The sequence below is a fragment of the Brenneria goodwinii genome (assembly GCF_002291445.1).
Lineage (GTDB): Bacteria > Pseudomonadota > Gammaproteobacteria > Enterobacterales > Enterobacteriaceae > Brenneria > Brenneria goodwinii.
On the sequence record NZ_CP014137.1, the window covers coordinates 737,824 to 750,336 of the forward strand.

The following is a 12,513-nucleotide window of genomic DNA, read 5'->3' on the forward strand; positions in this document are numbered from 1 at the left end:
AGGTGTATTGGCCGCTTCTTGAAATCCATCGGCGTATCAATAAGTAAAATCGTTGATTAATTATGACTGCAAATCAGTTGCTTGTCTTTAGGATGCTTTGGGAATTCGTCTACCAGCGCAACCCGTTCAGATGTGTGGAAGCGATGAAGGATCGGCTTTGAATGCCGCGCATTGCGGCATAAGGATTGTGCAGGTGATGGATTTTACTATGTTTATTAGCCGGCGATGGTTAAATGTTATGCAAAACTAACCGCGATTGTGAGGCGTGCTTGTGGCATAATGTGCGACATATCACATTTTGACTTGAGTAAATGCTGTGCTAAGTACCAACAATATCACCATGCAGTTTGGCAGTAAGCCATTGTTTGAAAACATCTCCGTTAAATTCGGCAGCGCTAACCGTTACGGTTTGATCGGTGCCAATGGCTGCGGTAAATCCACGTTCATGAAAATTCTTGGCGGCGATTTGGCGCCGAGTGCCGGTAATGTTTTCCTCGATCCTAATGAACGCCTGGGGAAATTGCGCCAGGATCAGTTCGCTTTTGAACAGCATAGCGTGCTGGATACCGTGATCATGGGTCACGCCGAGCTATGGGCGGTGAAGGAAGAGCGCGATCGTATTTACGCACTGGCCGAGATGAGCGAAGCCGATGGCTATAAAGTTGCCGATCTGGAAGTACAGTACGGTGAGATGGATGGTTACAGCGCGGAAGCCCGCGCTGGTGAACTGCTGCTGGGGGTCGGTATTCCGGTGGAGCAGCATTACGGTCCGATGAGCGAAGTCGCGCCGGGCTGGAAACTCCGTGTGCTGTTGGCGCAGGCGCTGTTTTCCGATCCGGATATTCTGCTGCTTGATGAACCGACCAACAACCTGGATATTGACACCATCCGCTGGCTGGAGCAGGTGCTGAACGAACGTAACAGCACCATGATCATTATTTCCCATGACCGCCACTTTCTGAATATGGTGTGTACGCATATGGCGGATCTGGACTACGGCGAACTCCGTATTTACCCCGGCAATTATGATGAATACATGACGGCGGCGACGCAGGCGCGTGAACGCCTGCTGGCGGATAACGCCAAGAAAAAAGCGCAGATTTCCGAATTGCAGTCTTTCGTCAGCCGCTTTAGCGCTAATGCTTCCAAATCCAAGCAGGCGACTTCCCGCGCCCGTCAGATTGATAAAATTCAACTGGAAGAGGTGAAGGCTTCCAGTCGTCAGAATCCGTTTATTCGTTTTGAACAGGACAAGAAACTGTTCCGTAACGCGCTGGAGGTAGAGGCGCTGGCGAAAGGGTTTGATAATGGTCCATTGTTCAGCAAACTGAATCTGATGGTGGAAGTGGGGGAAAAGGTCGCTATTTTGGGGACCAACGGTATCGGTAAATCGACGCTGCTGAAAACGTTGGTAGGCGATCTCCAGCCGGATAGTGGCACGGTCAAGTGGTCGGAAAACGCCAAAATCGGCTATTACGCCCAGGATCATGAGTATGAGTTTGATGACGCGCTGACCGTGTTTGACTGGATGAGCCAGTGGAAGCAGGAGAAAGATGACGAGCAGGCGGTGCGCAGCGTGCTGGGCCGTCTGCTGTTCAGTCAGGATGATATCAAGAAGAAAGTGAAGGTCTTATCCGGCGGCGAGAAAGGCCGTATGCTGTTTGGCAAGTTGATGATGCAGCGTCCCAACATCCTGGTTATGGATGAGCCAACCAACCACCTGGATATGGAATCCATTGAGTCGCTGAATATGGCGCTGGAAATGTATGAAGGCACGCTGCTGTTTGTCTCTCACGACCGTGAGTTTGTCAGTTCTCTGGCAACCCGTATTTTGGAAATGACGCCGAATAAGGTTATCGATTTCACCGGGAACTATGAAGATTATCTGCGTAGTCAAGGTATTCAATAACATACTTATTAGCGTTATCCTCCGTTTTACTTAAGGCGGCATGGTTGATATCCTCGCCGCCTTTTTTATTAACATTATGTGTATTCAGTTATATTCTTTAGGAAGATGAAAATATTCACGCAATATTTATTGCGCCGCCTTCGTAAGCATCTTTCTGGTATCGACGTTTCAACCGAGAATTATTTCTGTGTATTTTTTAAACTAAAAAACTTAAAGTAAGTAAAATTATTTATCATTTCGGCGTGCGATAAATCAGACATTCATCGCCCGAACGATAAATAAATAAAAATAATTAGTTTCAACAAAAAACTATCTTCTTGTCAGTGGTTTGTCTAATGTTTTTTGATCGACTCCCGCCCGTGATTAATCGATTTAGCTAACTAAAAATAAATGTTCGGATAATTTTTTTACGTTATTGAGATTATTTCTCATCTGAAACAAAGAACGGTTATTTTAAATAGAAGCTATGAGTATGCAGTCACAGTTATAAAAGAAATAAGGTTCCTATTGTCCTGGCGATTGATGAAGATCAAGTCTGTTAAATAAATTTCCTCATTACCATACCCACACACATATCGTGTGTTACTCCGTTTAGGTTACAGGAGAATAATAAAAAATGAGTGGGGAAAATTTAATGCTTTCCCATCATGGCGTTAATCGCCGTGATTTTATGAAGTTATGTGCAGCACTGGCGGCATCAATGGGGCTGGCGGATTCCGCTGTAGCGGAAATTGCCGAGTCAATGACTTCCACGCAGCGTCCGCCGGTTATTTGGATCGGGGCGCAGGAATGTACCGGGTGTACGGAATCCCTATTGCGGGCAACGCATCCGACTATTGAGAATCTGTTATTAAACACCATCTCGCTGGAATATCACGAAGTGCTCTCTGCCGCTTTCGGAGAGCAGGCGGAAGAAAATAAACATCGTGCAGTCGAGCAATACAAAGGGAAATATGTCCTGGTTGTTGATGGTTCGATACCCATCAAAGATGGCGGTATCTATTGCATGGTGGCGGGTAAACCGATAGTCGAGCATATCCGTGAAACGGCGGAACATGCGGCGGCTATCATCGCCATCGGTTCCTGTTCGGCCTGGGGCGGGGTTCCGGCATCGGGTAGTAACCCGACCGGCGCGGTCAGTTTGCAGGAGGTATTGCCGGGTAAAACGGTAATTAATATTCCCGGCTGTCCGCCGAATCCGCATAACTTCCTGGCAACCGTTGCCCACATCATCACTTATCAACGTCCGCCGGCGCTGGATAGCGAAGGCAGGCCGACATTCGCTTACGGTCGACTGATTCACGAAAACTGCGAACGTCGCCCGCATTTCGACGCCGGACGTTTCGCCAAAGAGTTCGGTGATGAAGGTCATCGCCAGGGATGGTGCCTCTATCACCTGGGCTGTAAAGGGCCGGAAACCTACGGTAACTGTCCGACGCTGGAGTTTTGCGATGTGGGCGGCGGCATCTGGCCGGTTGGTATCGGGCATCCATGCTATGGCTGTAACGAGAAAGGCATTGGCTTTACTAAAGGTATTTTCCAACTTGCCAATGTGGAAAACCCAACGCCGCGGGTGGAAAAACCGGATGTACATAGCCCGGAAGGCGGGCATATCTCGGCCACAGCGACAGGGTTAATCGGCGGTGTGCTCGGCGTTATCGGCGGCGTGAGTCTGATGGCCGTGCGCGAGTTGGGGCGGCAGCAAAAGCAATCCCAGAAAAACCAGAGTCAGCAGGACGCTGGAAACGGACCCCGGGAGGGTTAAGCCGTGAACAGACGCAATTTTTTCAAGCTGGCTTCCGCCGGTGCGTTGCTGGCCGGTACACCTCTGGCGGGATATGCCGCAGCAACCAATAAACCGCCGATTCCCGGCTCGTTGGGGATGCTTTACGACTCCACGCTGTGCGTTGGCTGTCAGGCCTGCGTCAGCGAGTGTCAGCAACTCAATAAACTGTCCTATAACCCGGACAGCAAGATCTATGCGGGCGGCGACGCCACCTGGTCAAACAACGATAAACTCAGTCCTTACACCAATAATATCATCCAGGTGTGGAGTTCAGGCGACGGGAAAAACAAGGATCAGGTAGACAACGGTTACGCCTACATCAAAAAGCAGTGCATGCACTGCGTTGATCCTAACTGCGTATCGGTTTGTCCGGTGTCCGCGCTGAAGAAAAATCCCACAACCGGAATTATCCACTACAACGCCGATGTGTGTACCGGCTGCCGTTACTGCATGGTCGCCTGTCCGTTCAACATTCCCAAATACGATTACGAGGATCCGTTCGGCAAGCTGCATAAATGCGAGTTGTGCAACCAGGCGGGTCTGGAACGATTGGATAAAGGCGGCCTGCCGGGATGTGTCGAGGTCTGTCCTACCGGCGCGGTTATTTTCGGCACCCGTGAAGAGCTGCTGGCTGAAGCGAAACATCGTCTGACCTTGTCGGCGGGCGATGAGTATCGCTACCCACGTCAGACGCTGGCAAAAAAAGATACCTATCTGCACACCGTACCGAAATACGACCGCTATGTTTATGGCGAAAAGGAGGCGGGCGGAACTCAGGTGCTGGTTCTGGCCGGCGTACCGTATCAGAATCTTGATCTGCCGGAACTGGCCGAGCTGTCTACCGGCGCACGTTCTGAACATATTCAGCACACCCTGTACAAGGGCATGATATTGCCGCTGGCGGTATTGGCGGGCCTATCCGTGCTGGTGCATCGCAACACCCGTGCAGACCGGCGGGATCATGACGATCGGCCGCATGCTGATAAGAAACAGGAGAACGATCATGACGGCGCATAAAGCGAGTCCATTAGGCGGGCGTCTGGTCAGTTGGCCGGTGATGTTGCTGGCGCCGTTTGTCATTCTGTGCGCGTTGCTGATTGTCAAACGCCTGGTGTTCGGTCTTGGTTCGGTCGCCGCGCTAAACGGCGGTTATCCCTGGGGGATCTGGATCGCGTTCGATCTGCTGGTGGGAACCGGTTTTGCCTGTGGCGGCTGGGCGCTGGCCTGGGCCGTCTATGTGTTTAACCGCGGCGAATACCATCCACTGGTTCGGCCGGCGCTATTGGCCAGCCTGTTCGGCTACTCGCTGGGCGGGTTGTCGATCACCATTGACGTCGGGCGTTACTGGAACATTCCGTACTTTTTTATTCCCGGCCATTTCAATACCTCATCCGTGCTGTTTGAAACCGCCGTCTGTATGACGATCTATATCGGGGTGATGGCGTTGGAGTTCGCGCCGGTGATATGTGAACGCATGGGCTGGAAGGTATCGCTCAAGAGACTGAATAAAGTGATGTTCTTTATTATCGCGCTGGGTGCTTTACTGCCGACCATGCACCAGTCATCAATGGGTTCGCTGATGATTTCCGCCGGATATAAAGTGCATCCGCTGTGGCAGAGTTATGAACTGCTGCCGCTGCTGTCGTTGCTGACGGCATTCATCATGGGCTTCTCGATCGTAATGTTTGAAGGCTCGTTGGTGCAGGCCGGGCTGAAAGGGCGCGGGCCGAATGAAACGCATCTGTTCGCCCGTTTGACGCAAATAGTTCAGGTTCTGCTGCTGCTGTTTGTGGTGCTGCGTTTCGGCGAGGTTATCTGGCACGACAAAACGGGTTATCTGTTCAACGGCGATCGTTTCGCGCTGACTTTCTGGTGTGAAGCCGCATTGATGATGTTCCCGCTGATCATGTTCCGCTTCAAACGCTGCCGCAATGATTCACGCCTGCTGTTTGTGGGCGCGCTGAGCATGCTGTTCGGAGCCGCGGTATGGCGGCTGAGCTATTCCCTGCTGGCTTTCAACCCTGGTGGCGGTTATCACTATTTCCCCGCTGCATGGGAAGTGCTGATCTCCATTGGTTTTGTCGCGATTGAAGTCTGCGCATACATCTTGTTAATCCGGCTGCTGCCGGTACTTCCCGCGCTGGAAGGCGTTCATAAGAATTATCAGGCCGAGGTAAAGCATGAGCCAACGCATCACCATTGATCCTATTACCCGCATTGAGGGACACCTGCGCATTGATTGCGAAATTGAACAGGGGAAAGTCACAAAAGCCTGGTCGTCCGGCACCATGTGGCGTGGTATGGAAGAGATTGTCACCGGTCAGGATCCACGCGATGCCTGGATGATTGTGCAGCGTATCTGTGGCGTATGTACCACGGTGCATGCCATTGCGTCCGTGCGTGCGGTTGAGAATGCGCTGCAGCTGAATGTGCCGGTTAATGCGCAATATATCCGCAACCTGATTCTGGCGGCGCACAGCATTCACGACCACATTGTTCACTTTTATCAGCTTTCCGCGCTGGACTGGGTTGACGTTACGTCGGCCCTGGAGGCCGATCCGCAAAAAGCCGAAGCGTTGCTGAAAGGGCTGTCCGACTGGCCGCTGAACAACGCCTCGGAGTTCACCAAAGTCCAGCAGAAACTGAAAGATCTGGTGGCCAGCGGGCAACTGGGGATTTTCGCCAACGGCTATTGGGGGCACCCGGCCATGGCGCTGCCGCCGGAAGTCAACCTGATTGCGGTGGCCCACTATCTGCAGGCGCTGGAGTGTCAGCGCGACGCCAACCGTATCGTGGCGATCCTCGGCGGTAAAACTCCGCATATCCAGAACCTGGCCGTCGGCGGCGTCGCCAACCCGATTAATCTGGATGCGCCCAGCGTACTGAACCTTGAACGATTGATGTATGTAAAATCGTTTATCGATCGCTTAAGCGATTTTATCGAACAGGTCTACAAGGTGGACTGCGCGGTGATTGCCGCGCACTATCCTGAATGGCTGAGTCTGGGCAAAGGCGCCGACAACTATCTCAGCGTGCCCGAACTGCCAACCGATAATCAAAACGGCAGCTTCCTGCTGGCCGGCGGCTATCTGGAAAACGGCGATTTCGCCCAATATCGACCCATCACCAGCCACAGCGACAAGTTCCTGATTGATGGCATTAAAGAAAGCGGCAAGCATGCCTGGTATCAGGACGATGAGCCGCTGGCTCCGTGGGAAGGTCTGACGCGTCCCAACTATACCGGCTGGCAGGAAGACGGCAAATATTCCTGGGTTAAAGCGCCGACGTTCTACGGCAAGACCGTTGAAGTGGGGCCGCTGGCATGGATGCTGTGCAGCCTGGCCGCCAAACATCAGGACACCGAAACGCATTACGCTCAGGTTGCCGCAGCGTACCAGACATTAACCGGCCAGACGCTGGGCGTCGAACACCTGCACTCCACATTAGGCCGGATTATCGGCCGGACGGTGCATTGCTGTGTGCTGAAAGATACGCTGGCGCAGCAATGGCAGGCGCTGGTGACCAATATCGGCAACGGCGACCACCAGACCTTTATCAAACCCGATCTGTCGCCGGACACCGAATTCCGCGGCGTGGGCTTTGGCGAAATGCCGCGCGGTATGCTGTCGCACTGGATCGTGTTTAAAAACGGCAAAATTACCAACTATCAGGCGGTGGTGCCCTCAACCTGGACATCCGGCCCGCGTAACTTCGACGGGCAGCCCGGTCCTTACGAGCAGTCGCTGGTCGGCACGCCGATCGCCGATCCGCATAAACCGCTGGAAGTGGTGCGCACCATTCACTCTTTTGATCCGTGCATGTCTTGCGCGGTGCATATTGTGGACACGGTAAGCGGTAATGAAGTGACCCGGGTCAAGGTGCTGTAATGAACATACTGGTGCTGGGGATCGGGAATCTATTGTTAAGCGATGAGGCCGTCGGCGTACGCATCATCGAAGCATTAGAGCGGCGCTACCGGTTTTCGCCGGAAATCGACATCGTTGATGGCGGTACGTCGGGCATGGAGCTTATGGAGGCGATGGCCGACCGCGATCACCTGATCGTGGCCGATGCGGTGCTGACCGGGCAGGCGCCGGGGACGGTGTCGGTCCTGCGTGATAACGAGGTGCCCGCGCTATTCACGCGCAAGATCTCCCCGCACCAGTTAGGGTTGTCGGATGTGCTGATGGCGCTACGGCTAACGGATGAATTTCCGCGTCAGTTGACGCTGGTCGGCGTCGAACCTGAATCGCTGGATGTGCATATCGGTCTGACGGAAACCGTCAGTCAGGCGATAGCGCCGGCTTTAGGGCAGATCATTACGGCGCTGCGGCAAAGCGGGATCACGGTCAGCGAACGTGAACAATGTGAGGTCGCTAGTGAATAAGCAATCCGAAGTCGGTTATTTAGACGTGATGTCGAGCGATCGCAAAGAATCTTCACTTATTTTCCGTCATGATGATGATGAACACCCGGCGGTCTGGCTGGAGGCGATGTTCTCTGACATCGCGCGTGAAAAGATGCAGATGCTGCCTTTTTACCGTGAGGGCATTCCCGTCAAGGCCTGTGGGTTTACCCTGTTCGAGCAACAGTGGGTAGGGTGTCTGCTGACCCCCTGGATGATGAGTCTGTTGGTGCTGCCGGGGCCACGGCAGCTCTGGCCGGTCAGGAAGCTGGCCGATCGTCTGGCGCTGTCGCTTCCCTGCGGTAACGTGACCTTTATCGTGGGTGAAATGGCGGACAAACAGTATCTGTCCTGTTCATTGATGTCGCCGATTGATAGCCATATAAGTGGCGAACAGGCCATTTTACTGGCGGAGCAGAGTGCGAAAATGGCGCTGTCGTTGCCGGTTGTTGATCGCGATGCGCCGCAGAACGAGAGTCGTCGCACGCTGTTCAGCCGCAAGCGGAGTGAACGCCATGCATGAAATTTCCATGTGCTATAACGCACTGGAGCTGATCGAACAGCAGGCCCGTCAGCATCATGCCCGGCGGGTGACCGATGTCTGGCTGGAAATCGGCGCGCTTTCCTGTATTGAACAGAGCGCGTTGCGTTTTTGTTTTGAATCTGTCTGCCGGCAGACTGTCGCCGAAGGGTGCCGACTGCACGTTGCGGTTCGACCGGCCAAAGCATGGTGCTGGGAATGCAGCGCCGTGGTGGAAATTGTTGAACATGGCGCCGGCTGTCCGCAGTGCGGCAGCTATAATTTGCGGGTGGATGACGGAGACAGCATGCAGATCAAACAGCTGGCGATTGAGTAATCGAATTTAAGCCCTTAAAGATAGCGGGAGGAGATCCCTATGTGTACCACATGCGGCTGCGGTGAAGGGGAACGTAAAATAGAAGGTGATGAACCCCTTCAGTCGCACCACCATCATGACCATGACCATGACCATGACCATACTCATCATGCTCACGACCATAGCCATCACCAGCAGCACCAAGCCCATGAGCATAGCCACGACGCTGGCGAGGCGCGTTATGTGATTGTGCATCACCACCATCACTATCATCATCAGGGCGACGTGCATAACCATTTCTATGCCGGCGCGGCGCAGGAAGCGATGGAGTCCTCTGCCGGACATCATCATCACGATCGCCATCATGCGGCGCATTCTGCGGCAGAGCCGGCGTTTCAGCCGGAGGTCAATGAACAGGATCTGCATTACGGACAGGGCGCGGCGGGAACCCATGCGCCGGGCGTCGGCCAGCAGCGTCTGCTACAGATTGAAATGGACGTGCTGAGTAAAAATAACCATCTGGCGGAGCATAATCGGGAACATTTTAACGCCCAGAATATTCTGGCGCTGAACCTGGTTTCCAGCCCCGGTTCGGGTAAAACCACCTTGTTAACCGCGACGCTGAATCATATCAGCCAGCGGATCCCCTGTGCGGTCATTGAAGGCGATCAACAAACCACCAACGACGCCGAACGTATTCGGGCGACGGGCGTGGCCGCCATCCAGGTGAATACCGGCAAAGGATGTCACCTGGATGCACAGATGGTGCACGATGCCGCGCACCGTCTGCAACTGCCTGACAATTGTCTGCTGTTTATTGAAAACGTGGGAAATCTGGTGTGTCCGGCCGGCTTCGATCTGGGCGAACGCGCCAAGGTCGCGGTGCTTTCGGTGACGGAGGGTGAGGATAAACCATTAAAATATCCGCATATGTTTGCCGCGGCTTCGTTGATGATCATTAATAAAATCGATCTATTGCCTTATCTGGATTTCAATCTGGAAACCTGCGTGGCGAATGCGCGGCGCGTTAATCCGGACATTCAGGTTATTGCGCTGTCCGCCAGCCATGGCGACGGTATGGACGAATGGATCGGTTGGCTGGAGGCACAGCTATGTGCTTAGGCATTCCGGGGAAGGTGGTTTCCGTCGGTGAGGATATTCACCAACCCGCGTATGTCGACGTTTGCGGCGTACAGCGTTCGGTGAGTATCGCGCTGGTTTGCGAAGGCTCGCCCGCCGACCTGGTGGGGCAGTGGGTGCTGGTGCATGTCGGTTTTGCCATGAGCCTTCTGGATGAACAGGAAGCGCGGGATACGCTGGAGGCGTTGCAGTCTATGCGGGCCGTTGGATTGGAACTGGATGAAATGCGACAGACCGGAGCCGACCATGCAATACGTTGATGAATTCCGCGATCCTGAACTGGCAAAAGCGTTATTGCGTCATATTCAGACCCTGGTGGCGGACATGCCGCAACTACGTGAGCGTCCGCTGCAGCTGATGGAAGTCTGCGGCGGACACACGCACGCCATCTTTAAATTCGGATTGGATCGTCTGTTACCGCCGGAGATTGAATTTATCCATGGTCCGGGCTGCCCGGTTTGCGTATTGCCGATGGGGCGCATTGACGCCTGTCTGGAAATCGCGTCGCATCCCGACGTGATCTTTTGCACCTTCGGCGATGCCATGCGCGTGCCGGGGCGTAATGGTTCGTTGCAGGATGCCCGGCGTCATGGCGCCGATGTCCGTATTGTTTACTCTCCGCTGGATGCGTTGGATCTGGCGGAAAAAAATCCGCACCGGCAGGTGGTCTTTTTCGGGCTGGGATTTGAAACCACCATGCCGAGCACCGCGCTGACGCTGCAACAGGCCAAACGTCGTCATATCACTAACTTCACGCTGTTTTGCCAGCACATCACCATCATTCCAACCCTGCGCAGTTTGCTGCAGCAGCCCGATCTGCATATTGATGGTTTCCTGGCGCCGGGGCATGTCAGCATGGTCATCGGCGCGCATCCGTATCAACCGTTGTGCGATCGCTTCCATAAACCCTTTGTGGTCACCGGTTTTGAGCCGCTGGATATTTTACAAGCGCTGTTGATGCTGGTTGCCCAGATCCACGATGCGCGTTGCGAGGTGGAAAATCAGTACCGGCGTATTGTGCCGGACAGCGGCAACCTGCTGGCGCAGCAGGCGATGGACGACGTATTTGAAACCAAATCCAGCAGTGAGTGGCGCGGTTTGGGCGAGATAGCCGACTCCGGTATGCAACTGCGGGCGGCGTATGCCGATTTTGATGCGGAACGCCGTTTCCATCCACAGCAGCAGCGCAGTTCCGATGAACCGGAGTCGCGCTGCGGCGACGTGTTGACCGGGCGTTGCAAACCCGCGGATTGTCCGCTGTTTGCCAAACGCTGTACGCCGCAAAATGCGATTGGGGCGCTGATGGTGTCTTCCGAAGGGGCGTGCGCGGCTTATTATCAGTATCGGCGGGAGTGTGCCTAAATGCCTCATTCAATACAGCCAAATGCGGTTTCTTTAAAAGAAATACAGCTAAAAGAGATTACGCTGGCGCATGGCAGCGGCGGCCGTGCGATGCAGCAACTGATTGAACAACTGTTTTTACAGGCGTTTGACAACCCACTGTTGGGGCAGCGGGAAGATCAGGCCAGATTACCCCTTGCCGCGTTGGCGCAGCAGGGCGATCGCCTGGCGTTTACCACGGACAGCTACGTTATCGATCCTCTATTTTTCCCCGGAGGCGATATCGGTAAATTGGCGGTATGCGGTACGGCAAACGACATCGCGGTCAGCGGCGCCGCGCCGCAGTATCTCTCTTGCGGTTTTATCATTGAAGAGGGGTTCGCCGGCGCCGATCTGCTGCGTATCGTGGCATCGATGGCGCAAACCGCATGGGATGCCGGGATCCAGATCGTCACCGGCGACACCAAAGTGGTGCCGCGCGGCGCGGCCGACAAGCTCTTTATCAACACCGCCGGGATTGGCGTGATCCCGACGGAAGTCCACTGGGGAACGGCAGAGATCCGGCCGGGCGATAAGATTATCGTCAGCGGTACGCTGGGCGATCATGGGGCGACCATTCTTAACCTGCGCGAGCAACTGGGGCTGGAAGCGACGCTCGCCAGCGACTGCGCGGTATTGGCGCCGTTAATTGCTCCCCTGCGTGAAATTGACGGCGTTCGGGCATTGCGTGACGCCACGCGCGGCGGGGTAACGGCGATCCTGCATGAGTATGCGCAGGCCAGCGGCTGCGGTATGGAAATCAACGAAAGCGACTTGCCGCTGAAACAAGCGGTGCGCGGCATTTGTGAAATACTGGGGTTGGAAGCGCTCAACTTCGCCAACGAGGGCAAGCTGGTGCTGGTGGTGGCCGCCGAAGCGGAAAGCGCGGCGTTGGCCGCTTTGCGATCGCATCCGTTAGGCCGGGATGCGGCAACCATTGGCGTAGTGACGGAAAAACCGCAGGTCCGCCTGTGCGGCGTGTTTGGCGCATCCCGCCTGTTGGATTTACCGCATAATGAGCCGATGCCGAGGATTTGCTGAGCTACACCGATACGTC

12 protein-coding genes are annotated in these 12,513 nt (G+C 54.4%); all 12 read left to right on the forward strand.

Going from position 1 to position 12,513, the window contains the following annotated elements:
* The first annotated feature begins 316 nt into the window (after nucleotides 1-316).
* Nucleotides 317-1,909 (forward strand): ABC-F family ATPase, encoded by a 1,593-nt coding sequence (locus ACN28R_RS03330; protein ID WP_072065854.1) that lies wholly within the window; start codon nucleotides 317-319, stop codon nucleotides 1,907-1,909.
* A gap of 616 nt (nucleotides 1,910-2,525) precedes the next feature.
* Nucleotides 2,526-3,674 carry a hydrogenase 2 small subunit gene (gene hybO, locus ACN28R_RS03335; protein ID WP_072065855.1) on the forward strand — a complete coding sequence of 383 codons (1,149 nt, stop codon included), beginning with the start codon at nucleotides 2,526-2,528 and terminating at the stop codon, nucleotides 3,672-3,674.
* 3 nt (nucleotides 3,675-3,677) lie between these two features.
* Nucleotides 3,678-4,712 carry a hydrogenase 2 operon protein HybA gene (hybA, locus tag ACN28R_RS03340; RefSeq protein ID WP_048638120.1) on the forward strand — a complete coding sequence of 345 codons (1,035 nt, stop codon included), beginning with the start codon at nucleotides 3,678-3,680 and terminating at the stop codon, nucleotides 4,710-4,712.
* Nucleotides 4,699-5,898: a Ni/Fe-hydrogenase cytochrome b subunit gene (gene hybB / locus ACN28R_RS03345; RefSeq protein ID WP_048638121.1), complete on the forward strand. Its 1,200-nt coding sequence runs from the start codon at nucleotides 4,699-4,701 to the stop codon at nucleotides 5,896-5,898. Before hybA ends, hybB begins: the two co-directional genes overlap by 14 nt.
* On the forward strand, nucleotides 5,876-7,582 hold the full coding sequence (gene hybC, locus ACN28R_RS03350; RefSeq protein ID WP_048638122.1) for a hydrogenase 2 large subunit: 1,707 nt from the start codon (nucleotides 5,876-5,878) through the stop codon (nucleotides 7,580-7,582). The genes hybB and hybC overlap by 23 nt, the downstream gene beginning before the upstream one ends.
* A complete protein-coding gene (locus ACN28R_RS03355; RefSeq protein ID WP_048638123.1) occupies nucleotides 7,582-8,082 on the forward strand; it encodes a HyaD/HybD family hydrogenase maturation endopeptidase in 501 nt (166 codons plus the stop codon). Before hybC ends, ACN28R_RS03355 begins: the two co-directional genes overlap by 1 nt.
* A gap of 28 nt (nucleotides 8,083-8,110) precedes the next feature.
* A complete protein-coding gene (hybE, locus tag ACN28R_RS03360; protein WP_095835713.1) occupies nucleotides 8,111-8,623 on the forward strand; it encodes a hydrogenase-2 assembly chaperone in 513 nt (170 codons plus the stop codon).
* Nucleotides 8,616-8,957, forward strand: coding sequence for a hydrogenase maturation nickel metallochaperone HypA (gene hypA / locus ACN28R_RS03365; RefSeq protein WP_095833573.1), 342 nt, complete (start codon nucleotides 8,616-8,618; stop codon nucleotides 8,955-8,957). The genes hybE and hypA overlap by 8 nt, the downstream gene beginning before the upstream one ends.
* Nucleotides 8,958-8,996: 39 nt before the next feature.
* Nucleotides 8,997-10,058: a hydrogenase nickel incorporation protein HypB gene (gene hypB / locus ACN28R_RS03370; protein ID WP_095833574.1), complete on the forward strand. Its 1,062-nt coding sequence runs from the start codon at nucleotides 8,997-8,999 to the stop codon at nucleotides 10,056-10,058.
* Entirely contained in the window at nucleotides 10,049-10,336 is a 288-nt protein-coding gene (hybG, locus tag ACN28R_RS03375) for a hydrogenase maturation factor HybG (protein WP_095833575.1), read from the forward strand. Before hypB ends, hybG begins: the two co-directional genes overlap by 10 nt.
* Complete coding sequence (gene hypD / locus ACN28R_RS03380) at nucleotides 10,323-11,438, forward strand: hydrogenase formation protein HypD (RefSeq protein ID WP_048638127.1); 1,116 nt, start codon at nucleotides 10,323-10,325, stop codon at nucleotides 11,436-11,438. Before hybG ends, hypD begins: the two co-directional genes overlap by 14 nt.
* A gap of 42 nt (nucleotides 11,439-11,480) precedes the next feature.
* Nucleotides 11,481-12,497 (forward strand): hydrogenase expression/formation protein HypE, encoded by a 1,017-nt coding sequence (gene hypE, locus ACN28R_RS03385; protein ID WP_269467070.1) that lies wholly within the window; start codon nucleotides 11,481-11,483, stop codon nucleotides 12,495-12,497.
* The last annotated feature ends 16 nt before the right edge of the window (nucleotides 12,498-12,513 follow it).

Coding starts and splice junctions, on each gene's coding strand:
- hybO (WP_072065855.1), top strand. CDS start 2,526: ATGAGTGGGGAAAATTTAATGCTTTCCCATCATGGCGTTAATCGCCGT.
- hypA (WP_095833573.1), top strand. CDS start 8,616: ATGCATGAAATTTCCATGTGCTATAACGCACTGGAGCTGATCGAACAG.
- hypB (WP_095833574.1), top strand. CDS start 8,997: ATGTGTACCACATGCGGCTGCGGTGAAGGGGAACGTAAAATAGAAGGT.
- hybB (WP_048638121.1), top strand. CDS start 4,699: ATGACGGCGCATAAAGCGAGTCCATTAGGCGGGCGTCTGGTCAGTTGG.
- hybE (WP_095835713.1), top strand. CDS start 8,111: ATGTCGAGCGATCGCAAAGAATCTTCACTTATTTTCCGTCATGATGAT.
- hybG (WP_095833575.1), top strand. CDS start 10,049: ATGTGCTTAGGCATTCCGGGGAAGGTGGTTTCCGTCGGTGAGGATATT.
- hybC (WP_048638122.1), top strand. CDS start 5,876: ATGAGCCAACGCATCACCATTGATCCTATTACCCGCATTGAGGGACAC.
- hypD (WP_048638127.1), top strand. CDS start 10,323: ATGCAATACGTTGATGAATTCCGCGATCCTGAACTGGCAAAAGCGTTA.
- ACN28R_RS03355 (WP_048638123.1), top strand. CDS start 7,582: ATGAACATACTGGTGCTGGGGATCGGGAATCTATTGTTAAGCGATGAG.